Here is a 26,689-nt window from a genome sequence, read left to right on the forward strand (position 1 = left end):
GAACAAACGGACTTACCGATGAAACCGCCCCCCACAGATGCCTATTCGCTGATCCTTGAGGCAATTGACGTCGGCATCTTCAAGCCCGGAGACCGTCTGGTCGAGAGCGATCTGGCCGAACGCTTTGGCGTGTCGCGCACACCCATACGCGAGGCGTTACAGCGGCTCGAGACGCAATCCATGCTCACTCGGGACGGGCGCAGCCTGATCGTGTCCTCGTTGGATTACAACCAGTTGGCAGAACTCTACGTGGTGCGTGCCGAGTTGGAAGGTCTGGCCGCAGAGCTGGCCGCGCGCCACGCCACGCCCGAAGAGGTGCGCGTGTTGCGCGATATGGTCGAGGATGATCGTGCGCTCTTGGGTAAGCCGGTGGAGCTGGCACGCGCAAACCGGCGGTTTCACAAACAGATACATCTGGCCTCGCACAACCGCTTTCTGGTGCAGCAGCTGGACCTTGTGCATCGCTCGATGGCCCTTTTGGCGACCACATCTCTCGCGGCGGTTGGTCGGGATGAGGATGCGCTGCGCGAACATGATGCGATTGTGGCTGGAATTGAGGCGCATGATAGTGCTGGGGCCGCGAAGGCGCTGCGCGATCACATCTCAAAGGCCTTTGTGACCCGGCTCAAGCTTGATTCCGGAGAGGTCAAATCCACCGTCTGAGATGCGGCTCCCTCGGGCCGTAACGGAGAGGCCATGCGTGGTCTTGTCCCAGAAGAACGGCCTGAGGATCAGCTCATAAAGCGCCTTGTAGGCAGCAATCGCCCCGAGCGGTGTGTAGAAATGCATCGTCGGGGCCCACGCAATAAGATGTCGGTGTCGGGGCCCCGACACCGAGGACATGTGAATGCAGACATTCAATACCTCGACCAGCAGAAAGAGGCTGCCCAAACCGACCATTGCCATATGCGGCAGAACCGGATCGAGCGGGTGCGGCAAGCCAACGAGTACCAGCCAGAATGACCAAAGAAACGGGGCCAGCAGGAATTGCGAGAGTGCCGAGACGAAATGTGCCTGAAATCCCCAGAACTTGCGCGGCCCAAGCTGCTGATATAGCAATCTTGGTCGGCGCATATGCACGAGATAGGTGGTCATATACCCCTTGAGCCAGCGAGAGCGTTGTTTGATCCAAGGCCAGGCGCGGCAATTGGCCTCTTCCTCGGTCACGGTTTGTATCATTTCGGTGCGATAACCATGCCTTGCCAGACGAAAGCCAAGGTCGGCATCCTCGGTCACATTGTGCGCATCCCACCCGCCCAACTCCTCGAGCGCGTCGCGGCGGAAATAGAGCGTGGTGCCGCCAAGCGGAATGGCCAGCCCAAGCCGGGCCATTCCGGGCATCAGGGAGCGGAACCAGGTCGCGTATTCGATGGTAAAACACCGAGCGAGCCAATTTTGCGTGGGATTGTAATAATCAAGTATCCCTTGAAGGCAGGCTACGTCGCGCGGCACCTGTTGAAACCGTCGCGCGACGATGGTGATCTGATCGGCCTCGGGCGCATCCTCTGCATCGAAAATGCCGATGATATCGCCTTGACAGAAATCGAGCGCGTAATTCATCGCGCGGGGTTTTGTGCGCGGTTTGCCATCTGGCACGATCACGGGCCGAACCCATGGCGGCAGGTCGATACCTGCCAGTGTCTGACGGGTCAGCGCATCCTCTTCCTCCAGCACAAGGATCACATCAAGCAGGCATTTTGGATATGTGAGGCGGCTGAGACGGGCAATCAGCGCATGGGCAATTTCGGTTTCGCGAAAGAGCGGCACGAGAACCGATACCTTGGGCAGGGGTTGTGGCGGGGCGGGGCCACGGGGCGTGTCAGAGCGGGCAGAAGTCTGAGCCAGAAAGGCCGCGATTTTCAACCCGGCTGAGACAATGAGCGTAAAGCATGCCCAGACCGCAAAGAGGGCAAAAACCGTGATCGGAAAGGCAAGGCTCAGCGCTATGATCACCGCAAGGCCCACGAGCGTCAATCGCAGACGGCGGTGCTGATGGAAACCCCAGGTGCGACAACTCTCAATTTCAGGCACTCGCGCCTCGGCCATTTGGCGCAGAATGTCGCGATGCTCTTGCGCGATGCGGTCCTGTATCGCGTGGCGCGGGGCCATCACGACGCGCGCGTGCGCAAGCGTGACGGGCAGGGCGGGGCGCAGGGCGGCAAGGCTCTCAGGCCCGCCTGTGGCCAGAACCGGCGCGCCGGAGGCAGAGGTGAGCGGCAACACACCATGTTTGAGCAGGAGGCGCGGATCAACGCCTGCGTCTAGCATGTCTGCGCGTGCCAGATCCTCGGCGCTGAGCCGTTTGCTGGAAAGACGGCGGGCGTGGGCTTCGAGCAGGTCGTCTTCGGTGGCCAGCCCCTCGGCCTGAAGAATGCGGTCAAGCGAGGTGTCGCAATGGCGACGTACCATTTCCGCAAGTGTCGCATCCCGTCGGCTGATCGCGCCGGCGCGAACCAGTTCGCGCCCCAGCGGGTTGATCGACGCGCGCGCGCCCGGGCCACGTGCCCCCATGTGACGCAGTTCGGAAATCCCCATGTCGCGACCCTTCCCCTTGCGGCTGAGGAAAGGCTAGCGCGCGCTTGGTTAACGATGTTTTAACGACAGGTTAACAGCTGTGGGATTTTCGCAGTTATTTCGCCATTGACGCGGCAAATCGCTCGAAGAGATAGAAGCTGTCTTGCGGGCCGGGGCTGGCTTCGGGGTGGTGCTGCACCGAAAAGACCGGGCGATCCTTGATCCGGATACCACAATTCGACCCATCAAACAGCGAGACATGGGTTTCGACCACACCGGCGGGCAGGGTCTGGCTATCGACTGCGAACCCGTGGTTCATCGAGGTGATCTCGACCTTGCCGGTTTCCAGGTCCTTGACCGGGTGATTGGCACCGTGATGACCGTGGTTCATCTTGATGGTCTGCGCCCCAAGAGCGAGGGCCAGCATCTGATGCCCAAGACAGATGCCAAAGAGGGGTAGCCCTGCCTCCAGCACGCCTTGGATCATGGGCACCGCATATTTGCCCGTTGCCGCCGGATCGCCGGGGCCGTTGGACAGGAATACGCCATTGGGGGAATGGGCCAGCACATCCTCTGCGGTGGCGGAAGCGGGCAGCACTGTGACATCGCACCCGGCACTTGCGAGGCAGCGCAAAATGTTACGCTTTGCCCCATAGTCGACTGCGACCACCTTGTGCCGCGCATCGGTCTGGCGGACATACCCCTCGGGCCAAGCCCACCGCATTTCGTCCCACCGATAAGACTGCGCGCAGGTCACGTCCTTCGCGAGATCCATGCCTTCGAGTCCGGCAAAGCTGCGCGCACGCGCCACCAGAGCCTCGACATCGAATTTGCCTTCGGGATCATGGGCGAGGGCGACATGCGGCGCACCTTGTTGACGGATCGCGCGTGTCAGACGGCGGGTGTCGATGCCACCAATCGCGATGCGGCCCCGCCGCGCCAGCCAACTGATCAGATGTTCCTGCGCGCGCCAGTTGCTCGGTTCGGTCGGATCCCATTTCACGACCATGCCTGCGGCCACCGGCTCGGCCGTCTCGTCATCCTCGGGATTTACGCCTGTGTTGCCGATATGCGGAAAGGTAAAGGTCACGATCTGTCCGGCATAGCTGGGATCGGTCATGATCTCTTGATAGCCGGTCATCGCAGTGTTGAAGCAGAGTTCCGCTGTGGTCACACCCACTGCACCGAACCCGTAGCCATAAAACAGCGAGCCATCGGCAAGGGCAAGACAGGCAGTCGGGCGGGGGGTGGACGCTTGGGCCATGGGGGCGAGTCTCCGGCTCGGGCAAATTTGCGCATACCTACGGGGGGGGCGGGGTCGGGTCAAGGGTCTGATCGCGGCAGCGGGCGGCTTGCTCGGCGGTTGCCATCGCGGGCGCTTGGCGTTAGGCTCTCGCTCTTGTGACGATCATGGGGATGACACGGAATGGAACTGCGTGCACGGGTCGATCAGGCCCTGAAACAGGCGATGCGCGACAAGGCGGCGGGCCGGTTGGCGACCTTGCGTCTCATCAACGCGGCGATCAAGGATCAGGAGATTGCCGGCCGCAGCGCGGACGGGGCAACCCCGGTCGGGGACGCGGAAATCATGGCTATTCTTGCCAAGATGACCAAGCAGCGCAACGAAAGCGTGCGCGCCTACGAAGAGGGTGGCCGGCTTGATCTGGCAGAGCGTGAGCGCGCGGAAATCGCGGTGATCGAGGAATTCCTACCGCGTCAATTGGCAGACGATGAAATTGCAGCCGCCATCGACAAGGCGATCGCCGATGTGGGCGCAAGCACGATCCGCGACATGGGCAAGATCATGGGCAAGCTCAAAGAGCGTCACGCAGGCCAGATGGACTTTGGCGCGGTTGGGCCGCAGGTCAAGGCGCGACTGGGTTAAGTCGTCTCAAGCGGGGGCGCTGTGCACCACCTTGACGCCAGAGAGAGAGGACTCAGCCGTTTTCATTTCCTCTGCGGACATCAAGCACATGGCCGTGCTGAGTGCATCAGCGATGGCGGCGCTTTTGGCGGTGACGCTGATGAGTTGCCAGCGTGCAGTTGCGGGGGTGCCGGTGCGAGGATCAAGGATGTGACCCGCTGTACCCTCTGTGTCAAACACAGTGCCGAATGGGGCGGAGGAAGCCAGAGCGCGATCGCGCAGGCCGATTTGCGGGCGGTCAGGCGCGTCGAGCGTCACGGACCAGTCGCCCCCCTGCGGATTGCCGCCAAGGACGCATAATTCGCCGGTGTCGATTAGAATGTCGTTCAATCCCTCGGCCTGCAAGAGATGCGCGATACGGTCCGCGATATAGCCCTGCGCAATGCCATTGAGCGTGAGCGCCATACCGGCGCGTAACCTGATGACATCGGTATCATAGCGCAAATCAGCCCATGTGCCGTGGGCACGGGCGGTGGCGATGTCGGTCTCTGCGGGGGCATTGCCTGCGCTGTAACTGCGTGCGTAGAGATCCCAGATCGGTTGCACGCTCGGGTCAAAGAGCCCTGCAGTGGCTCGGTGTGCGGCGGCAGCCAGAGACAGGCAATCGAGCAACTCGAAAGGTGGCGCGGCGAGATGACCGGCGGCGTTGAGTTGGCTGAGCGCAGAGGTCGCGCGATAGAGACTGAAAATCTGTTCCAGCCGTTCGATTTCGGCGCGGGCGCTCTCGCTGATCCGCTCGGCCTCGGGGTGGCAGAGCGTGATCGTGGCGCGTGCGCCAAGGGCACTGCCCTGCCAGCGGTAGAGCGGCGTGGCCTGCGCCCTGTGGGCAAAGGCGAGCGTTGCGGCGGAGATGCTCAGGAAACGGCGGCGAGAGAGGGTCATATCAGTTCTGCCTTTCACGGGACAGTTGGTTCAGGCGTGCCTCGAAATCGTCCTCTTCGGCGCGGTCGGTGCTGTCAGGGGCGATAGGCACAGCCGAGAGCACCTCGGCATCTGCCACCTCTGCCAGTCGCAGGACCTGCCCGCCCCGCATATCTGCAAAGTCTGAGGCATCCTTGGCGTCAAGAAACGGTACTAGTTCGGGCGCGTCCATGCCGCCCGTTGCATCCGAGCCGATGACGTAATGCGCCGCCGTTGCGTCAATCCAGTTCTCGGCACCGGGATGCTCCCAACTGGCGACGGGAGCGGCCATGTCGTTGACATAAATAGCGGTGATGGCGTGGCTCTGTTCGGGCATGCGCTGATAGGCGATGGCGTCGCGCACCTGACTGAAGAAGAGCGGATGATCCAAGCCCTCAAGATGCACCTGCGCCTTGGGGCCGGGATGCTCCAAGAGGTCCATCTGACAGTAGTGGCCGACGGCCTCGGCCGTCAGCGGCACGGGTTCGGGGCGTGTCGCCACATCTTCCTTGCAAGCCGCAAGGGTGATGGCCAAGAGGAGAAGGGGAAGCCATTTCATGGCGTGACCCTCCGCAGCGCGGTAATCGCCAGACCAAAGGCGGCAACCGGCCAGAACAGGACCGAGATCAACGCATGGGCTGCCGGAATGGTCTGGGCTGCGCCGCCAAGGCCAGAGGCCGCTGCTGTCGCCTCGGAGGCCGCAAGGTTGTAGAGGCGGAAGGCGTCGGCGGGATTGGCCAAGAGGAGCCACGGCAGAGCATGGGTGGTAAAGACGCCGCCGCCATCCGCCACCACCGCTGCCAAGAGACCCAGATCATAAAGCACGACAAATGCCAGCCAGACGCCGATTGCAAGCCCCGCTGCCGCCCCCGGACGCCGGGCGATGGCCGAGAGCGTATAACCGAGTGCCAGAAACACTGCACCCAACAGTATCGAGGACCAGAAGAGGCGCACGAGCGCGGGCAGACCCGTCAGCGCCTCGGGATCTGTCGCAAGGGCCGCAATGGCGGCCAGCCCATAGCCTGCGCCGACCGCGATCGTCAGCACCGTCAGATGCGCCGCGAATTTTCCCATCAGAATGCCAGAGCGCGACACCGGGTAGGTCAGCGTGAGCGAGAGCGTGCCGCGCTCGACCTCGCCCGCCACGGCGTCAAAGGACATCAAAAGCGCCATCAGCGGCACCAGATAGACGCCAAGGGACGTCAGGCTGGCCACTGTGACCGAGAGCGCATCCACGCCGACCTCGCCGGTGGGCGCGCTTCCTGCGGCCGAAAGGACAAGGGCAAAGAGCGCCATCAGCGCCACGGTGATCGTCACCCAACGATTGCGCAGCGCGACGCGGAATTCGGTGGCCCCAAGGGCGAAAACGGGGCGGATGAGGGCGGTCATTGGTCATCTCTCCGGCTGAAATGGCTGTAGAGGTCTTCGAGGCTGGGGGGGATGATCTCGACATCCTCGATCAACCCCTTGAGGGCAGCGATATGGCCAAGGCGGGTCAGCTTTTCGTGGTGCGAGCAGGTCAGATCGACCATGACACCGTTGCGCCGCCCGCCTGCGAGTTGTGCGGCCACCTGATCCGCCGCGCCGGGATGCGCCGAGATTTGCAGGCGGATCGGCAAGGCGGCCTGACGGCGCAGGGCATGGAGCGTGTCATTGGCCATGAGGCGCCCTTGAGACAGGATCACGATCCGGTCGGTGCGGGCCTCGACCTCGGTCAGGGCATGGGACGCGAGCAGGATTGCGGCGCCCTCGGCGGCCAGACCGTCAAGGATAGCATAGAACTCGCGCCGCGACACGGGATCAAGGCCGCTTGTTGGCTCGTCCAGAATCAGAAGGCGGGGCTGTCCGATCAACGCTTGTGCAAGGCCAACCCGCTGGCGCATGCCCTTGGAATAGGTGCCTATGCGGCGGCGGGCGGCGTGGCCCAATCCCACACGCTCCAACAGGCCCATCGCTTGCGCCGGATCGCAACCGCGCAGGCGCAGGTAGAGGCGGATTTGTTCCAGCCCGGTCAACGCGGGATGAAAGGCCACGTTTTCGGGCAGATAGGCGGTGCCCTCGCGGGCGGCCTGACTGCCTGGCGCGGCGTCCAATACCTTGATCTGTCCCGATGTGGCGGGGATGAGGCCGAGGATGATCTTCATGAGCGTGGATTTGCCCGCGCCATTGTGGCCCAAGAGCGCCACCCGTTCACCAGGGGCGACGGTAAAGCCCACGGCGTCGAGCGCGGTCACGCCGTCGTAGCGCTTAGTGACTTGCGAGAGGGTTAAACGTGTCATCGTCATTCTTTCTGTTGCGCGCGTCTGTTATTGCTTTCGCTTCCATCGCGGCGATGTCGTCGGGCACCGTCACGGTGACGGGCCGCATCAGGGGCGCGCTATCCAGCACGCCGCCGGGCAGGGAGGCGGGGAAATGTTTCTGGCTCCAGCGGATCAGTTGCACGGCGGGCGCGCCCATCAAGAGGCTGGCGGCGGGTTGCGACCACAGGATGTGGTCCATCAGGTCATTGGGGCGAAAGCTGGCATCGGCAATGCCGTCGCCATCCAGATCAAAGGCGGGATGGTCCGACCAGTAGTTGCCGCGCCCGTCATGACTCCATTCCACATCCTTGGTGCCGACGTACTTCACTTGGGTGCGGTTGCCGACAAAGGCGTTGCCGGTGATGGCGTTGCGTTCCGATCCAGCTGTGAAATGGATGCCGATCTCGCAGCCCTCGAACCGGTTGTCATAGATCAGGTTGCGGTGGGCGTTGTAGATAAACGTGCATTTCTCTGCCCCGCCACGCACGAGATTGCCGCGAATATCGGCGTTGTTGGCGTAGTTGAGCATGAGCCCATGGCTGCGGTCCGCGAGGCTGAGATTGTCATGCACGATGATCCGGTTCGAGAACATCAGTGCAAAACCCAGCGTATTGCCGATTGAGATATTGCCCGACACTTCTGAGTTGTTGGCATACATATAATGCACTGCAAACCGCAGGTCGCGCATCAGGTTGCGGCGGAATATGCCGTTGTTTGAGGCGTTCACGAAAATGCCGTCGCGGCCAAGGCGGATGTCGTTGTCTTCGATGATCGTACCCGGCGCATTCCAGACATAGACACCGTTGCCCCGGCTGTTCATGTGGTGATCCGTGCGCCCGACAATTCGGTTGCCGCGCACAGTGGCATCCTTGGGCCCATGCACATCGACGCCGTAGAGATTGCCGAGGATGTCGTTGTCTTCGACCAGTACACGTGCAGCAGTTCGGGTGATCTGTACGCCGCTGTCGATGGCGTCATGGTCGCTGCCGGATCCAATCAGGGTGAGGCCGCGCACGGTAATATCACTGCCGGTTATGGTGATCACGCTGCCGGTGCTGCCTGCGTCGATGGTGGCCGTCCCTTGCCCGTCGAGTGTGAGGGCGCGGTCGAGTGTCACCGGACCCGCGTGCAGGCCCGGCGCGAGGGTGAGCACATCGCCGGGCAATGCCCCGGCGATGGCAGTGGCAAGCGCCCCGATCTCAGCCGGTACATGCCGCTCGGCGGCGGCGACCGGGATCGCCACAGTGAGAAACAGGATCAGGCCAAGGATGAGGCGCAGCATGGCTCAGGCGCCTTTCGGTTCGACGAACATGCGGCCACGCATTTCCATATGCAGCGCATGGCAGAACCACTGGCAGTAATACCAGTAGACCCCCGGCTTGGCTGCGACAAAGGTGGTCGAGGCGGTGGCCTGCGGGCCGAGTTCCATCGCCACGCCGTGATCGCCCATGCAGAAGCCATGTGTCAGATCGTCGATGTCGTCGAGGTTGGTGACGATCACCGTCACCTCGTCGCCTTCCTTGACGGTGAAGCTCTCGATGCTGAACGAAGGGGCCACGCTCGACATGTAAACGCGCACCTTGTTGCCGTCGCGGATGATCGTATCGGTCCATTCGTCGATATTGACCCCGTCCTTTTCGGCCTGCGCGCGGGCATCTGCCCACATCGGATCGTTGCGATCCCAATTGTTGCGCGGGTTCACGATGGAACGGTGGACGATGATGCTGTCATGCGGTTCAGCAAAGGTGGGGCCGTCATGAAGGAGTGTCAGGTTTGTGCCATCGAGCGAGAAGAGCTGCTCGTTCTCGGGCTTGAGCGGGCCGACGTTGAGGAACCGATCCTTGGAAAATTTGTTCATCGAGATGAACCACTTGCCATCTGCGTCCAACGTCTCACCCATCGAGGTAGAGTTGTGGCCGGGCTGGTAATGCACATCCACCTTGGAGCGGATCGGATCGACGGTTTCGCCCGCATAGGCACGCACCGCATCCTCAATGTTCCATATGACAACCTGACTATCGAGAAAGAGTGTGGTCAGGGCGTTGCCCTTGCCGTCAAACGCAGTATGGAGCGGTCCGAGGCCCAGTTCCGGCTCGGCCACCACGGCAGAGCGCGGGTCGGCCCCTTCGTAGAACACCGCGTCAAGCTTGCGCACGTCGATCACCGACACCGTGGGCGAAAGCTTGCCCGCGATGCAGAGGTGGATCTTGTCGGGGGCCATGTTGCAGCCATGCGGGTTGTTTGGCACGGGGATGTAGCGCGTATAGTCTTTGTTCTGGCCTTTGCGCCCGTCGATCACCTTGACGCCGTTCAGTTCTATGAAATCACCCGCAGCGATGCCTTTTTCGATCTCGGCGAGGTTGAAGACCACGACATGATCGCGTTCAGATTCGGTCATTTCCGGCAGCGAGATGCCCATTTCCGAATTGTAGCAGGTCGAGAAAGCATACTTGCCGTCATAGTCGGCATCGGTGTTGTCGAGATTGCCCGAGACCATCACCTGCCACGCGACTTCCATCTTGTCGGCGTCGATGGCGGTGTAGAAGTTCACATATTGCGACGGATCGTCGAGGATTTGACCGTCATTGACCATCGGGCCCTCATCCTCTCCATTGGCAAAGACATAGTTGGTGCGCGGCCATTTTTGCGGACGCAGACCGTGGATGGCCTTGGCATTGGGGATTTCGAGGATCTTGTCGGCCTTCATCACGTCAAGGCGCACGCGGGCGACGCGGGTATTGGCCTTGTCGTTCATGAACAGGAAGCGCCCGTCATACTTGCCCTCGGTAAAGGACATGTGGACGTGGTGCAGGTCGCCATTGTCGTGTACCTTCTTGCCATTGGCGGCAAGGTAATTTTTGGTGCGTTCTGACATCCCTTCGGTCAGAACCTTGAGGGATTCATTGGTCTGGCCCCAGCCGGTCGCGGAACACCGGTTGAACACAGGAATGCGCATGAATTCGCGCATCGAGGGAATGCCGAGGATACGCACCTCGCCGGTCTGGCCCGAGGACCAGAAGCCGTAATATTCGTCCAATTCGCCGGGCGCGAGATGAGATGAGGCTGCGGCGGCAGTGGCCTTGGTGGGGGCCGTTGCTGCGGCGGTTGCCACACCGGCCGCCCCGCCCAACAGCGCCATGCGCGACGCGCCTATTGCCCCAAAGGCCGCAGCGCCACCAGCGGTGGCCCCTAACAGGCCCCTGCGGCTGATCCCGGATTTCTTGGCATCGGTTGACATGATCATTGTCCTTTCTTCATGTTTGGGTGGTTTGCGATCATCCGGTCCAGCGCTGCCGCGCTGTCTGAGGCGCTCTTGCGGCGCTTCAGTTGTTTGATGACGACCGGACATTTGGTCTCCGACTGGTAGAGAACCTGACAGTGCATGCAGTTGAGGCACTCATTGGGGTTGATCTCTCCGGTGGGATGGATGGCCTGAACCATGCATTCATGGGCGCAGGTCTGGCAGGGGTTGCCGCATTCACGATAACGCTTGAGCCAATCGAACATGCGCAGCCGGGCGGGAATGGCGAGCGCCGCGCCAAGCGGGCAGAGGTAGCGGCAATAGAACCGCTCGACAAACAATCCCGCCGCCAAGAGGGCCAAAGCATAGGCGACAAAGGGCCAGGCGCGGGTAAATTTGAGCACGATGGCGGTCTTGAAGGGCTCGATTTCCGCGAGATGCTCGGCCTGTTCGATCGAGGCCAGAGACACCCCGAAAAGGCCGAGGAAAATCATGTATTTGATCGGCCAGAGGCGTTCATGCAGGCCCCAGGGCAGGGTCCATTGCGGCACGCCCAGCTTGCGCGCGATGCGGTTGGTCAGCTCTTGCAGCGCGCCAAACGGGCAGAGCCAGCCGCAATAGGCCCCGCGCCCCCAAAAAATCAGCGCTGCAGCGACTGCGAACCACAGGATAAAGGTCAGCGGATCGAGCAAGAACGCCTGCCAGCTGAAATCCGTGGTCAGCGCGCCAAAGAGCGCCATCAGGTTCACGACCGAGAGTTGCGCATTGGCATACCAGCCCAGAAACACCAGCGTGACCGTGAGAAACCCCATGCGGAACCATGTTGTCGCCCGCTCAGAACGCACGAGATAGCTTTGGAAAAAGAAGGCGAGGGTGAGGATCGTGAGCATCGCGCCAAGACCTGCGATTTCGGCAGTCTTGTCGCGCCAGATACGGGACCAGAGAGCGGTTTGCGCCGCGCTCTCGGTGACGGCTTCGGGGGCCACAATGGGCGCAGGACCGGCGACGGGGCGCAGGTAGGCGGCCGGTAACTGATAGCCAAGATCGAAGGTGGTAAAGACACGTTCGATGGCCGCCACGTCACGCTGCGACAGCAGTTGCAGGCGCCATGGCTCTGCGGGATCAAAGTCGGCATCGGCGGGGATCTTGAAAATATCCATTTCCGAGAGCATGGGCGCGCCATCGGCCATGATTTCGCCCACGCGGCGGTGGCCCCGGTCGCGAAAACGCACCGAATCCTCGCCTTGCACCAGAATGATGCGGTCGAACACGCCGCCGCGCACATAGCCCGATCCCTTGAAGGAATAGAGACCACGGGCGGCCACCAGAATGGCATGCTCACCCTCCTCTAGCCAATCGGTCAGATTGGCGAATTCCGCCTCGCCCAGCAGTCGCCGTCCGATGGCGGGCACGCTGATGAGCGTGGCATACATGTCGATATAGGTGTCGCTTTCGGGGGCGGTGATCGGGCGGGCGGCGGCGCGGGGATCGTCCATCGCGGCAAAGGCGGCATTGACCTGCCCCACATCCAGAGACATGCGGCGCAGCGTGCCATCCCCTGTCAGAGTGAGCCAGTCATCGGCGGCGTCTGCGTCAGGGTTCACCTCGAATTTCGGGCCGGTCGAGGCGGTGAGCGGCGCAAGGCCGCCCAAACCCAAAGCCCGCGCCACGCGAATGCCCGAGCGGGTGATCGAATCGTCGATCACCATGATGGTGACGGTCGCACCCGATATGATGTCAAGCTCATGCGCCGATCCGCCTGCTTCGGCCTCGGCGACCAGATCGAGGCCAACAAAATCCGCGACCAGTTTGGCCACTTTGGCCTCGGGGATGCCGATCAGCACGATGGGCTCAGAGTGTTTGACCAGCTTGACGCCGGTCAGCTTGGCATCAAGGCCGACAGCAACCATGACATGAATGGGTTTGCCGGAGTAGCCGGTGGTGCCCACGAAATCGGAGGTGATGAAGGCCCAGCCAATCGTTTCTCCGCCCCGCAGCACTGGGGCCACAGGCACGTCACTGCGCATCGCGCCATAGCTGTCAGCACCCTCGACCAGCGTCGCGGCGGGCACTTCGGCCAGATAGGTTGCAAGGTAGGGGGATTGCGCCTGCGCCGCCGAGGCTAAAGTCAGCAGAACGATCCAGAAGGCGGCGATACGCGCCAGAAGGGCAATCGCACATAGGCGCAAGAGGGAGGCAAAAGGCATCGGGTGGTCTTTCATGCTGTCGCTTTCGCGGCCGGGGGCGCGCGAATTTGAGCGATCAGGATTATTTCTGGATGATGTAGGTCTGCGCCGGGATCTACCTGACCGGCACCTGTCACGCGCGGTGCATCAAGTTGAAACGGCGCGGTGACAACGGCGTGGGACCCGGTCTGTAAACAATGGTCGCACATTATCTTTTCGCAATGTGGCAGGTCTACCGGCGTGCCATCGCGGGCAAGATGGACGGTTTTTTCGCCCTCGGACCCGGCGCAGATCACCATCTGCGTCAGCGTGGCCTTGAACGCGGCAAGACCTGCCGCCCGGCCTGCGGTCACAGCGCCCGACGCCAAGGAAAGCGCAAGCATGCAAGTCAGCAGGAAAGGGGCATATATCCGGGTCATAGCGCAAGCATGTCTTGAGTCGCCGAAGCCGGCCTTGATATGGGTCAAATAAAATAACTCTTTTGTGATGTAGCGTGACAAGCTGACCACTTGCCATTTCCAACGCTTTCGGAATGATGTCAGGTATTCGGAGGTTGGTATGCGTCTAACAAAGTTTACAGATTATTCTCTACGTGTTCTGCTCTATGCCGCGACCCTGAAACCCGGTGAATTGACCACCATCGAGGAGACGGCAAAGCTCTATGACATCTCACGCGCACACCTTAAGAAAGTGGTGTTGCAACTGATCCATGAGGGGTTCCTGGAGGGGGTTCGCGGGCGCAGCGGTGGCTTTCGTCTGGCCCGCCGGCCCAGTGAGATCAACCTCGGTCAGGTTGTGCGCCGGATGGAAGCGGAGTTCGCTTTGGCAGAGTGTTTTTCGTCAGGCAACGCCTGTCGTATCACCAAGGGCTGTCGGCTGCCGATCGTGCTCAACCTCGCCCTGACCAATTTCCTTAACACCTTTGACGACTTCACGCTGGCTGATTTGGCAATTTCGCCGCGCTATTTCGATGTGCCGCAGATGGATCAGTATCCACGACGCGGGCCGCATATGGCCGATCCTGCCTGAGGTCGTGTCATACGCGCGGCCTCTTGGCCTTGGTTTCATCTGCGTTTATCACGGGCCTCTCAGATCATCCGAGGGGGCCCAGAGTGACAGACACAGCCGAGCATATCGCCCGCATTATCGCCGCTGAAATCGACGCGCGCCCAAATCAGGTAGCCGCCGCGGTGGGGCTGCTCGATGGCGGCGCGACCGTGCCCTTTATCGCGCGCTATCGCAAAGAGGTGACGGGCGGTCTCGACGATACGCAACTGCGCAATCTGGCTGAGCGGCTGACCTATTTGCGCGAGTTGGAAGCGCGGCGTCAGGTGATCCTGACCTCAATCAAGGATCAAGGCAAGCTGACAGAGACGCTCGCGCGTGCCATCGCCGGGGCTGAGACCAAGGCAGTGCTTGAGGATATATACCTACCCTTCAAGCCCAAACGCCGCACCAAGGCGATGATTGCGCGCGAAAACGGGCTGGAGCCGCTGTTGCGGGCGATTCTGGCCGAGCGCTCTGCCGTGCCTGAGGAACTGGCCGCAGGCTATCTCAGTGACAGCGTGGGCACCGTCAAAGAGGCGCTCGAGGGCGCGCGGGACATTCTGGCCGAAGAATTGACCGAGAATGCCACGCTTCTGGGCCGTTTGCGCGCGTTCATGCGCGCCGAGGCCGTCATCAGTGCCTGCGTTTTGGCGGGTAAAGAAGAGGCGGGGGCCAAGTTCTCGGATTACTTCGACCACCGCGAGCCCTGGTCAAAAATTGCTTCGCACCGCGCCCTGGCTATTCTGCGGGCTGCCAAGGAAGAGATCGTGACACTCGATATTGCCCCGGATCCCGGCACGGGCACCCCGCGGGCTGTGGGCATGGTCGAGGCAGCGATTGGAATTCCCGGCAAAGGCCCGGGGGACATGTGGTTGCGGGGCGTGGCCGCTTGGACCTGGCGGGTCAAGCTGAGCCTGTCGATGTATGTCGATCTGATGGGCGAGTTGCGCAACCGCGCCCATGACGAGGCGATCACCGTCTTCGCGCGCAATCTCAAGGATTTGCTGCTGGCCGCCCCGGCGGGACCGCGCCCGACCTTGGGTCTCGATCCCGGTATCCGCACGGGCGTAAAGGCGGCGGTGGTGGATGCCACGGGCAAGCTGATCGAGACTGCCACACTCTATCCGTTTCAGCCCAAGAACGATCTGCGCGGGGCGCAAGTGGCGGTGCTCGAGATGGTGCGCAAGCATGGCGTGGAATTGATCGCCATCGGCAATGGCACCGCCAGCCGCGAGACAGAGCGTATGGTGGCGGAGGCGCTGAAACTCTTGCCGCAGGGGGCCAAGCGACCGATGAGCGTCATCGTGTCCGAAGCGGGGGCGTCGGTTTATTCCGCCTCGGAACTGGCGGCCAAGGAATTTCCCGATCTCGATGTCAGCCTGCGGGGGGCGGTGTCAATCGCGCGGCGGTTGCAGGACCCGTTGGCGGAACTGGTCAAGATCACGCCGCAGTCGATTGGTGTGGGCCAGTATCAGCATGACGTCGATCAGCGGCGGTTGGTGCAGGCGCTCGATGCCGTGGTCGAGGATGCGGTGAACGCGGTCGGTGTCGATCTCAACATGGCCTCTGCCCCGCTTTTGGCGCGGGTGGCGGGGCTGGGCGCGTCCTTGGCGCAGGCCATCGTGGCGCATCGCGACAAGGAGGGGGCTTTTGCCTCGCGCAAGGCGCTGTTGAAGGTGGCGGGGCTGGGACCTAAGGCGTTTGAGCAATGCGCCGGCTTCCTGCGTATCCGTGACAGCATTGAGCCGTTGGACGCGACATCGGTGCACCCAGAGGCCTATGGCGTGGCGCGGCGGATCGTCCAGGCCTGTGGGCGCGATATTCGGGCCATCATGGGCACACCCGAGACGCTGAATGGTCTGCGGGCCGAGGATTTTGTGGACGATAAATTCGGTCTTCCCACAGTGCGGGACATCCTGACCGAGTTGGAGAAACCCGGCCGCGATCCGCGCCCAAGCTTTGTCACCGCGCGGTTTTCCGATGGGGTAGACGATATCAAGGATTTAAAACCGGGCATGTTGATGGAAGGCACGGTTACCAATGTCGCGGCCTTCGGTGCCTTTGTCGATATCGGCGTGCATCAGGATGGATTGGTGCATGTCAGCCAATTGGCCGACCGTTTCGTCAAAGATCCGCATGAGGTGGTCAAGGCGGGTGATGTGGTCAAGGTCCGCGTGACCGAGATCGATGTCGCGCGCAAACGCATTGGCCTGAGCATGCGCAAGGAGGGCGGCGCGCCAGAGGCAAGGGGCGGCAAGGCACCCGACAAGGGCCAAGCATCGAAATCCGGCAAGCTGACGAACGCACGCCATAATGCGCCTGTGCGCGCCGCCAAACCAGAGTCGCAGTCCGGTCAAGGGGCCTTGGGTGACGCCCTTCGCGCGGCCATGCGCGGTAAAACCTAGGCTGTCTCTGGGGGGTGGCGGAAGCTCAGGGATTCGAACCCTGGGTACCTCTCGGTACGCTGGTTTTCAAGACCAGTGCAATCGACCACTCTGCCAAGCTTCCGTGCCGTGCCGAGGGCGTCATTCGGGATGTTCCGATGTCGCACTCATTTGTGGTTCAAACGTGCCTACAGAGGTCCGGGCGATTCTGAAAGGGGGGGATGACGGGGAAAATCGCGCATCGCCCGCCTGCGCACTTTTCACGCGGGGGGCAAGGCGCTAGAGTGCGGGCGCGCGACAGGACCGGGACGATAACAGGCAAGACCGGACCACCGGCAGAGGACGCCGACCGCTTGCGCACACAGGCATGGGGCAAAGGGCAAGGGGCAAGAGATGACATTTGCGGAACAGGGCAAGGGCGTGCAGGTGCGGATGTCGCGGCTCGTCCTCGTCGGTGCGGCGATGCTGCTGCTGGCGGGATGCGAAGAGGGCGCGCCTTCATGGCTCAAACCTGACCGCGCCGGGCAATCCTCTGCAGAGGGGACCACACCTGCGCGTGCGTCGGTCAGGCTGGTGGAGCGCGATGTCGAGGCCCCGGATGTGTTCCAGGTCACGGATATGGGGCTTTGGGATGGGCGGCCATCGCTTGGCGGTGTCTGGGTGGCGCATCCCGATGTCAAGGAACCCGAGCGGGTCATCATCCGCAGCACATCGGGTTCGAAATTCGTCATCGGCGCGCTTTTCCGTCGCGCGCGGGATATTCCCGGCCCGGCGTTGCAGGTGTCGTCGGACGCCGCAGCGGCCCTTGGCATGTTGGCAGGGGCCCCGGTTCAGCTGAATGTGACGGCCCTGCGCCGCGAAGAAGCCAAGGAAAGCAGCCCCGAGCCCGAAACCGCTCCGGAAGAGGCCGCAACACTTGCCGCCCCATCAGAGATCGAAGCCACAGCGCTTGATCCCGTCGCCGGTGCCGCGGCGGCAATTGACGCGGCTGAAGCTGCGGCAAGTACGGCGCCTGCGCCTCAGGCGACCGCAGTGGTGGCACCGCCCCCGTCGCCCGCGCCTGCGCCCACCCCTGCTCCCGCGCGCGCCTCGGGTCTCGAGAAGCCCTTTATCCAGATTGGGATTTTCAGCGTTGAAGAGAATGCGCGCAACACGGCGACCGCGATGCGACAAGCCGGAATGGTGCCCACGGTGCTGGAGCAAAACAGTCAGGGCAAGGCCTTTTGGCGGGTGATCGTGGGCCCCGCGACCAATGCCTCGGAGCGGTCTGCGCTGCTCAAGAAGATACAAGGCATCGGTTTTGAAGATGCCTATGCCGTCACCAACTGAGATCAGGAGGGTCTGATGCGCCTCATTCGTCACATCGCCACCGCGACACTCTGCCTTGGGTTTGCACTGCCGGTGCACGCCTTCGAGACCAGCGCCAAGGCTGCTTATGTCATGGATGTCACCACCGGAACGGTGCTCCTCGACAAGAACGCCGACACGCCCATGCCGCCTGCGTCGATGTCGAAGCTGATGACGCTTTATGTGGCCTTCGAGGCGGTGCGCAACGGGCGGCTGACGCTGGACGAACGTCTGCCCGTGTCCGAGCACGCCATGAGCTATGGCGGCTCGACCATGTTTCTGGATACCACCGACCGGGTGCGGGTCGAAGACCTCTTGCGGGGGATTATCGTTCTGTCCGGCAATGACGCCTGCGCCGTGATCGCCGAGGCTCTCAGCCCTGATGGTACCGAAGCCGGGTTTGCCCGCTTCATGACGCAACGTGCGCAGCAATTGGGCATGACCAACTCGATGTTTCGCAACGCCAGCGGCTGGCCCGCCGAAGGTCATGTCATGAGCATGCGCGATCTGGCGCTGCTGGCGCGGCACATCATCGAGGATTTCCCCGAATTCTATCCGATGTTTTCCGAGACCGAGTTTCGGTTTGACGGGCGCGCGCCCAGCAACATCAGCAATCGCAACCCGCTCCTGGGGCTGGGGATCGGGGCGGACGGGCTCAAGACCGGGCATACCGAACAGGCGGGCTTTGGCCTGACCGGCTCGGCCAAGCAGGGCGATCGGCGTGTGGTTTTTGTGATCTCCGGGCTGGCTACCGCAGCAGATCGCGCGCGCGAATCCGAGTCGATCGTGAACTGGGCTTTCCGGCAATTCGCCCAGAAGTCCGTGCTGACGGCCGGTCAGGAAGTGGCGCGTGCCGAGGTTTGGATGGGCGAAGCCCCCAGCGTGGGTCTGACCGTGGCCGAGGACGTGTCGACCTTGTTGCCGGTGCTCGATGGCGGCGAATTGAAGGGCGAGGTGGTTTACACCGGGCCGGTGCGTGCGCCGGTGGCCAAGGGCGATGTGGTGGCTGAGTTGGTCTTTGCGCCCCAGGGCCTGCCGTCGACTCGCGTGCCTTTGGTGGCGGCCGAGGATGTGGCGCAGGGCGGGTTCATGACACGTATACGCACGGTCTCGGGCGTGCTCCTGACGCGCTTGCAGCAGGGCCCCGAGGGGGCGCTTTGAGCGGGCAGGGGCTGTTCATCAGCTTTGAGGGGATCGACGGGTCGGGCAAATCCACGCAGGCGCGGCGGCTTGCCGAGGCGTTGCGCAACACGGGGCGCGACGTGGTGCTTACGCGCGAACCGGGGGGCAGTCCGGGGGCCGAGGAAATCCGGCGTCTTGTGCTCGAAGGTGACAAGGACCGCTGGTCCGCCGAAACGGAAATCCTGCTCTTCACCGCTGCGCGGCGCGACCATCTGGAGCGGGTGATCGCCCCCGCTCTGGCACGTGGCGCGGTTGTGATTTGCGACCGCTTTGCCGATAGCACACGCATGTATCAGGGTCTTGGCCGGAGTGATCTTCGCGGTCTGGTGGACCAGTTGCATGAGTTGATGATCGGGCGTGAACCGGACCTGACGGTGTTGATTGATATTGATCCCGGCGTGGGTCTGGGCCGCGCGCTGTCGCGTGGCGGGGGCGAGGCGCGGTTTGAATCTTTTGGCGAAGGGATGCAGGCGCGAATGCGCGCCGGTTTTCTGGCCTTGGCGCAGGAATTTGCCCCGCGGTTTGCGGTGATCGACGGCGCGCGCGACCTGGACGCGGTGGCCGAGGACGTGGCCCGCGTGGTGCAGGCGCACCTGCCATGAGCGAGGATGGGCTCTTAGCCGAACCGGACCGTGTAGAGGGGGCGCCACATCCGCGCGAGACGGTACAGCTTGTTGGCCAAGCCACGGCAGAGTCCGAGTTTCTCGATGCGTTCAACACCGGGCGGCTGCATCACGGCTGGCTGATCACCGGGCCTCGTGGCGTGGGCAAGGCGACGCTTGCGTGGCGCATTGCGCGGTTCTTGCTGGCCACACCGCTGGTGCAGGAGGAGGGGCTCTTTGGTGCACCACCACCACCTGAAACGCTGGACATCGCCCCGGATCATCCGGTGTCGCGGCGTTTGCTGGCGCTGTCTGATCCGGGGCTTTTTTTGTTGCGGCGGGGACCCACCGACAAGGGCGACCGTCTTGCTGCCGAAATTCGTGTTTCCGAAGTGCGCAAGCTCGGTAATTTCTTTGCCCTCTCCGCGGCGGACGGTGGGCGCCGGGTGGTGATTGTCGATGCGGCGGACGACCTCAACACCCAAGCCGCCAATGCCATCCTCAAAATGCTGGAAGAGCCGCCGGCGCGGACGGTGATGTTGCTCGTCTCGCATCAACCCTCTGGCCTCTTGCCCACGATCCGCTCGCGCTGTCGTACGCTGCGGCTGGCCCCTCTGGGACCGCAAGAGATGGCGCAGGCGCTGGAGCAGGCGGGAATAGCGCCCGAAGGCGATCCGGTGGCACTGGCGGAATTGTCGGGCGGCTCGGTCGGGGCCGCGGTGCGGATGCTCAATCTGGGGGGCCTCAAACTCTATGCCGAGCTTGTGGGCTTGCTGGAGAGTCTCCCGCGCCTTGACCGTCTTCGCGCCCTGCGCCTGGCCGAGGCGGCGGCGACGCGGGGTGCAGAAGAGCGGCTTGACCTGCTGTTTTCATTGACAGACCTTTTGCTGGCGCGTCTGGCGCGAGCTGGGGCCACCGGCCACGCACCACGCGCCGAGGCGGCACCCGGCGAGGCGGCGCTCTTGGCGCGACTGGCGCCCGATGCCCGCAAGGGACGCGATTGGGCGGATTGTGCCGAGGTGATTGGTGCGCGCGCGCGGCATGGGCGGGCGGTCAACCTTGACCCTGCCAGTCTGGTCCTAGATACGGTGTTCAGGATTCAGCAAACCGCCGGGGCCTGAGCCCCCGCCCGAGGACAGGCATGAGCACCGACATTCGTATCACTGACAGCCATTGCCACCTCGATTTTCCCGATTTCGACGAAGAGCGGGATGCGGTGATCGCGCGTGCCGTCGCGTCTGGCGTGCAACGTATGGTGACGATCTGCACCAAACTGCGGCAAGAGCCACAAGTGCGTGCCATAGCCGAGAAATTCGCGCCGGTGTTCTACGCTGCGGGCACCCATCCCATGAGCGCCGCGTCAGAGCCCTTGGTAACGGTCGATCAACTGGTGAAACTGGCGGAACATCCCAAGTTTGTCGGCATCGGTGAGACGGGCCTTGATTATCACTACACCGCCGAGAGTGCCGAGGTGCAGAAAACCAGTCTGCGCGTGCATATCGAGGCGGCGCGGCGCACGGGTCTGCCGCTGATTATCCACGCCCGCGACGCGGATGACGACATGGCCCGCATCCTGAGCGAAGAATATCGCAACGGCGACTACACTTGCGTCATGCATTGCTTTTCGTCCAGTGCGGCGCTCGCGCGCGCGGTGCTTGATCTGGGGTTTTACCTGTCGATGTCGGGCATCGCCGCGTTCCCCAAGAGCCAGGAGTTGCGCGATATTTTTGCAAGCGCCCCGGTGGACCGAATCCTCTTGGAAACCGATGCGCCCTATCTGGCACCACCCCCCCATCGTGGTCGCCGCAACGAGCCTGCCTATACGCTGCACACGGGCCAAAAGGGCGCAGAGGTCTTCGGGATGGACTGGCCTGAGTTTGCCGCGCAGACCGAGGCCAATTTCGAGCGGCTCTTTACCAAGGCGGTGCTGTGATGGCCGAGATGCGCTTTACCATTCTGGGCTGCGGATCGTCCGGTGGCGTGCCGCGTCTTGGTGGGCATTGGGGCGAGTGTGACCCCACAAACCCGCGCAACACGCGCCGTCGCTGTTCGCTGCTGATAGAGCGGGAAAGCGAGGGCGGCATCACCCGCGTGTTGATCGACAGCTCGCCCGATTTGCGCGCACAACTGCTGGATGCGGGCGTCGGCGCGCTGGATGCCGTGGTCTATACGCATTCCCACGCCGATCATGTCCATGGTATCGACGATCTTCGGATGATCGTGTTCAACATGCGTCAGCGCCTGCCGGTCTGGGCCGATGGCGACACGCAAAACGCGCTATATGCGCGGTTCGGGTATGCCTTTGTTCAACCCAAAGACAGCCCCTATCCCCCCATTCTCGACATGAACACGATTGACGGCCCGTTCGAGATCGAGGGCGCGGGCGGGACCATTCGCCTCGAGCCGTTTCAGGTTAATCATGGCTCGATCGACGCTCTTGGCTTTCGCGTGGGGGATCTGGCCTATTTGCCAGATGTGGCCGCTATCCCCGAGGATGTCTGGCCGGTGCTGAGCGGGCTCGATTGCTGGGTCCTGGATGCGCTGCGCCGCACCCCACATCCGACGCATGCCCATCTGGCACTGTCGCTTGAATGGATCGCCCGCGCGGCCCCGCGCCGGGCGGTGCTGACCAATATGCATATCGACCTTGATTATCAGACCGTGGAAGAGGAGACGCCTGCGCATGTGACGCCCGCCTATGACGGGATGATCCTGCGCTATACGGTCTGAGCGCGATGCAGGCGCTCTTCGAAATCATCCTGCCGGTCTTTCTGGTGATCGGCTTTGGCTATCTCGCGGTCTGGCGACGCTGGTTCAGTCAGGCGGGCGTAGATGGGTTGATGAGCTTCACTCAGAAATTCGCCATTCCCTGTTTGCTTTTTACTGCGATTTCCCGTCTCGATCTGGGGCAGAGTTTCGATTGGCGGCTTTTGCTCAGTTTCTACGTCGGCGCAAGCTCAGGCTTTGCCCTCGGGCTTTTTGGGGCACGCCTTATCTTTGGCCGCTCGTGGGAGGATGCAGTTGCCATCGGCTTTTGCTGCCTCTTTTCCAACTCGCTGCTTCTGGGCCTGCCAATCATGGAGCGCGCCTATGGTGCCGATGCCCTGGCCGCGAATTTCGCCATCATCGCGGTGCATTCGCCGTTTTGCTACGGTCTGGGCATCACCGTAATGGAAATCGTGAAGGCGCGGGGTACGGCTGGGCCAAGAGTGGCAATCAAGGTGCTGAGGGCGATGTTTTCCAACACGCTGATCATGGGGGTGGCCGCAGGGTTTGTGGTCAACCTTTCGGGGGTGGTGTTGCCCTCGCCCGTGCAGCAGGGGTTTGACCTGATCGCGCGGGCCGCCCTGCCGGCGGCGCTCTTTGGCTTGGGCGGGGTGCTGGTGCAATATCGCCCCGAGGGGGATCTGCGGGCAATCCTCTTTGTCTGTCTGATTTCGCTGGTGGTGCATCCGGCGATTACCTTTGGTCTTGGTCTGGGGATTGGCCTGCCGGTTGAGGGCGTGCGCTCTGCGGTGGTGACGGCGGCGATGGCGCCGGGGGTCAATGCCTATGTCTTTGCCAATATCTACGGCCATGCCAAGCGAGTTGCGGCATCGAGCGTGCTCTTGTCAACCGCGCTCACAATTGTCACGGCGTGGGTCTGGCTGCAGATTTTGCCGTGATCCAAGGCAGTTGGGGCGGAGTCAACGCATCCAGAACCCGTTGCGTTTGATCGTATTGCGGATCACCTGTTCGCGGCGCGGCAGGTCGTTCTGGTCAAACAGCGCCCGCACTTTCAGCCCACGCCCCTGATAGATCATCCGCTTGGCGGGCTCGTAATTCTTGAGCACGCGTTTGATCTTGTTGGGGGCCGTCACCTCGTGCAGAACCTCGACAACATGGTCGGCTTCGCGCGCATAGAGCAGCGGCAAGAGCCGGTAATGGCAACTGATCTCGCCATCCAAAAGACCGAATGGCAAGGTATCGCGCCCGCCGCCAAGCGAATGGATCACCAAGGGCAGGGCCACCTGGTCAAGCCAAGGGTCCAGGGATTGCAGGAGCAGTTCGCGGGGCGCGTCGTCGCGGATGCTGAGCGCGTAGTCAAGAAAGCGTTGGCCAAAGACATGCGGGCATTGGTAGAAAAAGAACCCCGCGTTGAAATAGAGATAGCGCTGCCAGTAGCCATCGGGTTGGCTTGGATCAAGCGAGGCCTCGAAATCAAGACCGAAGCGGTTGTAGAGCGACTTCCATATCTGGCCGTAGGTGGGACCATAAAGCTCGATCTGCGGCCAGGTGCCTTCGCGCCGCAAAGAGGCCGTGGGCCGGCTGAAATCAAAGGGCACAGATGCGAGATCACCACAGATCAGCGTATCGGTATCGAAAAACACGAAAGGCTCTCCCTTGGGCAGGGCAAAGAGCGCCTCGATCTTGTTGCCATAGGGATAGGCCGCACCGAAATGATGGCTCTCGAAGGGCAAGAACTCCACGCCCAGATCGGTCAATAGCGCGCGGCTGTCCGCATCCTTTATGCGCGGGTCGTCGCGCCAGAGCGGCCCTGGCTGCGGCTCTGCCACAAAGAGACGACCCGCAAAGTCAGGCGAGGCGGCGCGCAGCGACGCCGCAAAGAGAATGGCCTCGTATTGCAAACGGCCAGCCTGACCGACGATCAGGATATTATAGTTCTGGGGCGCCTGTTTTTGGGGGGCCATTCTGTCGTGATCCTGCCTGACTGCCGTTGACACTATGGAGTTTTCCACGGCGCAGATAAAGCAGTTATCGCAGGCGGGTACCGCGCGCGGATCAAAAGCGCAGGGTCAAACCGGCAAGTGGTCCCGAGAATGTCGCGTCGAATTTGCGCCCATTCTTGCTGTAATCCACATACAGATGCCGGTAGCCCGCCGAGAGCCAAAGCCGGTCATTGGCCTGCCAGTTGAGCGTGCCGACAAGTTGCGATGTCATGTCTGAGCCTCCGCCAAAGCCGCCGACATCGGCATAGCCTATAAAGGACCATCGGTCCGAAAGGCGGATATTGGTGCGCGCGGCAAGGATCGGATCGGTGAAACTCACGTCGATCCCGCCAGCAAGGCCAGGCACTGGCGTTGTCGCCCGCCCCTCGACCCGCCAATGGCGCAGACCTGCCATGACATCCACCGTCGCATCGGGTGTTGTCAACGCCCGGTAGCCTGCGGTCAGCGTCAGCGAGGATTGCTCGATGCGGCCCCGCGCAGGCAGGCCGGGGGCGGGCAATGGCACCACGCCGCGCCGTGAGCTGGCCGATTGCGACAGGTCTCCCATCACCACAAAACGATGATAGCGCGCATAGCCCGTAAGGAAAAACGCCGTGTCTAGGTCTTCGAGAACCTCTGCAAGCCCCTTGTCGAAGCGCAGCGACGGGCCGCCCGCGCGCGGCGTGATCGTGCCACCGATCCCCGCCCCCCAAGCATAGGGCGTGATCTGCGCGCTCCAGTCCTGTGCACGTGCGGGGGCAGCGAGGCTGAGGATCGTGCAGAAGGCCAGCAGCGCGTTTTTCATCCCAGCATGTCCTTCATGATCGTCCCGCCCTTGAGGATCATGGCAAGGCTCTGCTCGGGCCGGTCCAGCCAGTCTAGCCCTGCCTCGGGATCACCCTCGACCACCAAAAGATCGGCCATTGCCCCTTTGGCAATCACGCCCAAGCGTCCCTCATAGCCCATACGCTCCCCTGACATGGCCAGCAAGTCGCCCGCCGCCCCCGTCGCCATGCGCAGCGCCTCGAGCGGGGGCATGAAGCGGGTGAGTTTGGTCAGTTGCCGCCCTTGGCTTTGGGCCCCTGCGGGGTTCATCAGGATGTCGGTGCCAAAGGCCATGCTGACCCCCTCGGTGCGGCCCATGTCAAAAGCTTGAACGGTGCCTGCGGACACTTCCTGCCGCTTGGCATTCTGGCGTGGGTCGCTGCTGGGGTTAGAGTCCTCGTCTGCAAGAAAGGGCTGGATCGACCACCAAGCGCCTGCTTCGCGCATCATCCGCACGGTTGCCAGATCCGCCAATTGCCCGTGTTCGATGGATTTCACTCCTGCGCGGAGTGCCCGTTGGATGCCCTTGGGTGTATAGACATGGGCACAGACATAGGTGCCCCAATCCGTTGCCGCCTCGACGGCGGCGCGCATCTCGTCTTCGGTATATTGCAGGCTCTCGAGCGGATCATAGAGCGAGGTGACACCGCCCCCGGCCATGATCTTGATCTGGCTGGCGCCCTTCATCAACTGCTCGCGGGTGCGGCGCAAAACCTCGGCGCGCCCGTCTGCGATGGCCACCACGCCCACCCTTTCACTATAGCTCAAATCGCCATCGGCGCGTGGAAGTTCTGAAGTCATGCGAAAATCGCCATGCCCTGAGGTTTGCGAAATCATCGCGCCCGACGCAAGAATGCGCGGGCCGGGCAGAGCGCCGCGATCAATGGCGAGCTTGAGGCCAAAAGCCGGGCCGCCAGTGTCGCGCACGGTTGTGAACCCGCGCAAGAGCGTGGCCCCGGCCTCGCGACCTGCCATAAGATGCACAAAACCGATGTCGGCGCTCATCGCCTGAATCTGTGTCACGGCGACAAGCGTGCTGTGCCAATGCGCGTCGATCAGACCAGGAATGACCGCGCGCCCGCCGCAGTCGATGCGCTCGGCTTCGGCCGGTCCTTGTCCCGCAGGGGGTAGGCCGATGATGCGCCCGCCCTCGATCAGGATATCGCGCCCGTGTATCAGGGCAAGGTCATGGCCGTTGAAATAGCGCAGATTGGTCAGGAGCAGGGGACGACCGGGGGTCTGGGCACGTGCCGGTTTTGACGCCAGCCCAAACCCTGCATAAAGACCGACAACAGCCGCTGCTCCGCCCAACATCGCACGACGGTTGAGGTCCGCCTCGATCCGAGCAAAGGCCGCCTGCGTTGTCGGCGCGCCGCAGAGACAGCAATCCAAGTAAGTATGCGGGATTTGGTGCGCGGACCTGCAAATCTGACACATTCGTCTTGCTTCTCTTCTATGTCTTTGAGGGCAGAAGGCACGGAACGCACCATCATTTTCCATAAGGTAGCGACAAGAGAGGCTGCGTCAA

The 26,689-nt window shown here is 62.4% G+C and carries 24 protein-coding genes and 1 tRNA gene; 11 read left to right on the plus strand and 14 right to left on the minus strand.

Translation table 11 applies throughout. The features are described 5' to 3' along the window. Positions 1 to 18: 18 nt before the first annotated feature. Complete coding sequence (locus tag AACZ65_RS04565) at positions 19 to 663, plus strand: GntR family transcriptional regulator (protein WP_037268274.1); 645 nt, start codon at positions 19 to 21, stop codon at positions 661 to 663. Here AACZ65_RS04565 and AACZ65_RS04570 read toward each other — a convergent pair. Both AACZ65_RS04570 and carA read right to left on the minus strand, forming a co-directional pair. After that, on the minus strand, positions 604 to 2,535 hold the full coding sequence (locus tag AACZ65_RS04570; RefSeq protein WP_339668401.1) for a glycosyltransferase family 2 protein: 1,932 nt from the start codon (positions 2,533 to 2,535) through the stop codon (positions 604 to 606). The genes AACZ65_RS04565 and AACZ65_RS04570 overlap by 60 nt on opposite strands. Positions 2,536 to 2,629: 94 nt before the next feature. Beyond that, positions 2,630 to 3,778, minus strand: coding sequence for a glutamine-hydrolyzing carbamoyl-phosphate synthase small subunit (gene carA / locus AACZ65_RS04575; RefSeq protein WP_339668402.1), 1,149 nt, complete (start codon positions 3,776 to 3,778; stop codon positions 2,630 to 2,632). Between the two features lie 162 nt (positions 3,779 to 3,940). Between carA and AACZ65_RS04580 the strand changes: the two genes are divergently transcribed. Next, on the plus strand, positions 3,941 to 4,399 hold the full coding sequence (locus AACZ65_RS04580) for a GatB/YqeY domain-containing protein (RefSeq protein WP_037268281.1): 459 nt from the start codon (positions 3,941 to 3,943) through the stop codon (positions 4,397 to 4,399). Positions 4,400 to 4,405: 6 nt separating this feature from the next. On the opposite strand, the gene AACZ65_RS04585 is transcribed toward AACZ65_RS04580, so the two are convergent. Genes AACZ65_RS04585 through AACZ65_RS04620 form a run of 8 tightly spaced genes read right to left on the minus strand, consistent with a single transcriptional unit; the run spans position 4,406 to position 13,565 of the window. Continuing rightward, a complete protein-coding gene (locus tag AACZ65_RS04585; RefSeq protein ID WP_339668405.1) occupies positions 4,406 to 5,320 on the minus strand; it encodes an FAD:protein FMN transferase in 915 nt (304 codons plus the stop codon). Position 5,321: 1 nt separating this feature from the next. Then, positions 5,322 to 5,897, minus strand: a complete 576-nt coding sequence (locus tag AACZ65_RS04590) for a nitrous oxide reductase accessory protein NosL (protein WP_339668407.1) — start codon at positions 5,895 to 5,897, stop codon at positions 5,322 to 5,324. After that, positions 5,894 to 6,727 carry an ABC transporter permease subunit gene (locus tag AACZ65_RS04595; RefSeq protein ID WP_339668409.1) on the minus strand — a complete coding sequence of 278 codons (834 nt, stop codon included), beginning with the start codon at positions 6,725 to 6,727 and terminating at the stop codon, positions 5,894 to 5,896. The genes AACZ65_RS04590 and AACZ65_RS04595 overlap by 4 nt, the downstream gene beginning before the upstream one ends. After that, entirely contained in the window at positions 6,724 to 7,617 is an 894-nt protein-coding gene (locus AACZ65_RS04600; RefSeq protein WP_339668411.1) for an ABC transporter ATP-binding protein, read from the minus strand. The genes AACZ65_RS04595 and AACZ65_RS04600 overlap by 4 nt, the downstream gene beginning before the upstream one ends. Further along, on the minus strand, positions 7,586 to 8,920 hold the full coding sequence (locus AACZ65_RS04605; protein ID WP_339668413.1) for a nitrous oxide reductase family maturation protein NosD: 1,335 nt from the start codon (positions 8,918 to 8,920) through the stop codon (positions 7,586 to 7,588). Before AACZ65_RS04605 ends, AACZ65_RS04600 begins: the two co-directional genes overlap by 32 nt. A 3-nt stretch (positions 8,921 to 8,923) precedes the next feature. Continuing rightward, positions 8,924 to 10,876 carry a TAT-dependent nitrous-oxide reductase gene (nosZ, locus tag AACZ65_RS04610; protein ID WP_339668414.1) on the minus strand — a complete coding sequence of 651 codons (1,953 nt, stop codon included), beginning with the start codon at positions 10,874 to 10,876 and terminating at the stop codon, positions 8,924 to 8,926. Positions 10,877 to 10,878: 2 nt separating this feature from the next. Further along, complete coding sequence (locus AACZ65_RS04615) at positions 10,879 to 13,086, minus strand: 4Fe-4S binding protein (RefSeq protein WP_339668415.1); 2,208 nt, start codon at positions 13,084 to 13,086, stop codon at positions 10,879 to 10,881. 11 nt (positions 13,087 to 13,097) lie between these two features. Next, positions 13,098 to 13,565, minus strand: a complete 468-nt coding sequence (locus AACZ65_RS04620; protein ID WP_339668417.1) for a hypothetical protein — start codon at positions 13,563 to 13,565, stop codon at positions 13,098 to 13,100. Positions 13,566 to 13,623: 58 nt separating this feature from the next. Between AACZ65_RS04620 and AACZ65_RS04625 the strand changes: the two genes are divergently transcribed. Beyond that, positions 13,624 to 14,094, plus strand: a complete 471-nt coding sequence (locus AACZ65_RS04625; protein ID WP_339668419.1) for an Rrf2 family transcriptional regulator — start codon at positions 13,624 to 13,626, stop codon at positions 14,092 to 14,094. Positions 14,095 to 14,177: 83 nt separating this feature from the next. Beyond that, complete coding sequence (locus AACZ65_RS04630; RefSeq protein ID WP_339668421.1) at positions 14,178 to 16,517, plus strand: Tex family protein; 2,340 nt, start codon at positions 14,178 to 14,180, stop codon at positions 16,515 to 16,517. Positions 16,518 to 16,532: 15 nt separating this feature from the next. On the opposite strand, the gene AACZ65_RS04635 is transcribed toward AACZ65_RS04630, so the two are convergent. Next, positions 16,533 to 16,620 (minus strand) — tRNA-Ser (locus tag AACZ65_RS04635). 269 nt (positions 16,621 to 16,889) lie between these two features. On the opposite strand from AACZ65_RS04635, the gene AACZ65_RS04640 reads away from it, so the two are divergent. Genes AACZ65_RS04640 through AACZ65_RS04670 form a run of 7 tightly spaced genes read left to right on the plus strand, consistent with a single transcriptional unit; the run spans position 16,890 to position 23,292 of the window. Beyond that, complete coding sequence (locus AACZ65_RS04640) at positions 16,890 to 17,825, plus strand: SPOR domain-containing protein (protein ID WP_339668423.1); 936 nt, start codon at positions 16,890 to 16,892, stop codon at positions 17,823 to 17,825. Between the two features lie 15 nt (positions 17,826 to 17,840). After that, on the plus strand, positions 17,841 to 19,004 hold the full coding sequence (locus AACZ65_RS04645; protein ID WP_339668425.1) for a D-alanyl-D-alanine carboxypeptidase family protein: 1,164 nt from the start codon (positions 17,841 to 17,843) through the stop codon (positions 19,002 to 19,004). Further along, positions 19,001 to 19,627 carry a dTMP kinase gene (gene tmk / locus AACZ65_RS04650; protein ID WP_339668426.1) on the plus strand — a complete coding sequence of 209 codons (627 nt, stop codon included), beginning with the start codon at positions 19,001 to 19,003 and terminating at the stop codon, positions 19,625 to 19,627. Before AACZ65_RS04645 ends, tmk begins: the two co-directional genes overlap by 4 nt. Next, positions 19,624 to 20,748 carry a DNA polymerase III subunit delta' gene (locus AACZ65_RS04655; protein ID WP_339668428.1) on the plus strand — a complete coding sequence of 375 codons (1,125 nt, stop codon included), beginning with the start codon at positions 19,624 to 19,626 and terminating at the stop codon, positions 20,746 to 20,748. The genes tmk and AACZ65_RS04655 overlap by 4 nt, the downstream gene beginning before the upstream one ends. A gap of 20 nt (positions 20,749 to 20,768) precedes the next feature. Then, positions 20,769 to 21,560: a TatD family hydrolase gene (locus AACZ65_RS04660; RefSeq protein WP_339668430.1), complete on the plus strand. Its 792-nt coding sequence runs from the start codon at positions 20,769 to 20,771 to the stop codon at positions 21,558 to 21,560. Further along, a complete protein-coding gene (locus tag AACZ65_RS04665) occupies positions 21,560 to 22,357 on the plus strand; it encodes an MBL fold metallo-hydrolase (protein ID WP_037268313.1) in 798 nt (265 codons plus the stop codon). Before AACZ65_RS04660 ends, AACZ65_RS04665 begins: the two co-directional genes overlap by 1 nt. Positions 22,358 to 22,362: 5 nt before the next feature. Then, positions 22,363 to 23,292, plus strand: a complete 930-nt coding sequence (locus tag AACZ65_RS04670) for an AEC family transporter (protein ID WP_339668432.1) — start codon at positions 22,363 to 22,365, stop codon at positions 23,290 to 23,292. Between the two features lie 21 nt (positions 23,293 to 23,313). On the opposite strand, the gene AACZ65_RS04675 is transcribed toward AACZ65_RS04670, so the two are convergent. From AACZ65_RS04675 to AACZ65_RS04685, 3 genes are all read right to left on the minus strand, one after another. After that, a complete protein-coding gene (locus AACZ65_RS04675; protein ID WP_339668434.1) occupies positions 23,314 to 24,318 on the minus strand; it encodes a hypothetical protein in 1,005 nt (334 codons plus the stop codon). 91 nt (positions 24,319 to 24,409) lie between these two features. Beyond that, entirely contained in the window at positions 24,410 to 25,141 is a 732-nt protein-coding gene (locus AACZ65_RS04680) for a hypothetical protein (protein ID WP_339668435.1), read from the minus strand. Then, a complete protein-coding gene (locus AACZ65_RS04685) occupies positions 25,138 to 26,553 on the minus strand; it encodes an amidohydrolase family protein (protein WP_339668436.1) in 1,416 nt (471 codons plus the stop codon). The genes AACZ65_RS04680 and AACZ65_RS04685 overlap by 4 nt, the downstream gene beginning before the upstream one ends. Positions 26,554 to 26,689: the final 136 nt, after the last annotated feature.

This window comes from uncultured Roseovarius sp. (assembly GCF_963972555.1).
Taxonomy (GTDB): domain Bacteria; phylum Pseudomonadota; class Alphaproteobacteria; order Rhodobacterales; family Rhodobacteraceae; genus Roseovarius; species Roseovarius mucosus.

Coding starts and splice junctions, on each gene's coding strand:
- nosZ (WP_339668414.1), bottom strand. CDS start 10,876: ATGTCAACCGATGCCAAGAAATCCGGGATCAGCCGCAGGGGCCTGTTA.
- AACZ65_RS04665 (WP_037268313.1), top strand. CDS start 21,560: ATGGCCGAGATGCGCTTTACCATTCTGGGCTGCGGATCGTCCGGTGGC.
- AACZ65_RS04600 (WP_339668411.1), bottom strand. CDS start 7,617: ATGACACGTTTAACCCTCTCGCAAGTCACTAAGCGCTACGACGGCGTG.
- AACZ65_RS04625 (WP_339668419.1), top strand. CDS start 13,624: ATGCGTCTAACAAAGTTTACAGATTATTCTCTACGTGTTCTGCTCTAT.
- AACZ65_RS04605 (WP_339668413.1), bottom strand. CDS start 8,920: ATGCTGCGCCTCATCCTTGGCCTGATCCTGTTTCTCACTGTGGCGATC.
- AACZ65_RS04680 (WP_339668435.1), bottom strand. CDS start 25,141: ATGAAAAACGCGCTGCTGGCCTTCTGCACGATCCTCAGCCTCGCTGCC.
- AACZ65_RS04660 (WP_339668430.1), top strand. CDS start 20,769: ATGAGCACCGACATTCGTATCACTGACAGCCATTGCCACCTCGATTTT.
- AACZ65_RS04640 (WP_339668423.1), top strand. CDS start 16,890: ATGACATTTGCGGAACAGGGCAAGGGCGTGCAGGTGCGGATGTCGCGG.
- AACZ65_RS04675 (WP_339668434.1), bottom strand. CDS start 24,318: ATGGCCCCCCAAAAACAGGCGCCCCAGAACTATAATATCCTGATCGTC.
- AACZ65_RS04585 (WP_339668405.1), bottom strand. CDS start 5,320: ATGACCCTCTCTCGCCGCCGTTTCCTGAGCATCTCCGCCGCAACGCTC.
- AACZ65_RS04655 (WP_339668428.1), top strand. CDS start 19,624: ATGAGCGAGGATGGGCTCTTAGCCGAACCGGACCGTGTAGAGGGGGCG.
- AACZ65_RS04595 (WP_339668409.1), bottom strand. CDS start 6,727: ATGACCGCCCTCATCCGCCCCGTTTTCGCCCTTGGGGCCACCGAATTC.
- AACZ65_RS04590 (WP_339668407.1), bottom strand. CDS start 5,897: ATGAAATGGCTTCCCCTTCTCCTCTTGGCCATCACCCTTGCGGCTTGC.
- AACZ65_RS04670 (WP_339668432.1), top strand. CDS start 22,363: ATGCAGGCGCTCTTCGAAATCATCCTGCCGGTCTTTCTGGTGATCGGC.
- AACZ65_RS04615 (WP_339668415.1), bottom strand. CDS start 13,086: ATGCCTTTTGCCTCCCTCTTGCGCCTATGTGCGATTGCCCTTCTGGCG.
- AACZ65_RS04645 (WP_339668425.1), top strand. CDS start 17,841: ATGCGCCTCATTCGTCACATCGCCACCGCGACACTCTGCCTTGGGTTT.
- AACZ65_RS04565 (WP_037268274.1), top strand. CDS start 19: ATGAAACCGCCCCCCACAGATGCCTATTCGCTGATCCTTGAGGCAATT.
- AACZ65_RS04570 (WP_339668401.1), bottom strand. CDS start 2,535: ATGGGGATTTCCGAACTGCGTCACATGGGGGCACGTGGCCCGGGCGCG.
- AACZ65_RS04580 (WP_037268281.1), top strand. CDS start 3,941: ATGGAACTGCGTGCACGGGTCGATCAGGCCCTGAAACAGGCGATGCGC.
- carA (WP_339668402.1), bottom strand. CDS start 3,778: ATGGCCCAAGCGTCCACCCCCCGCCCGACTGCCTGTCTTGCCCTTGCC.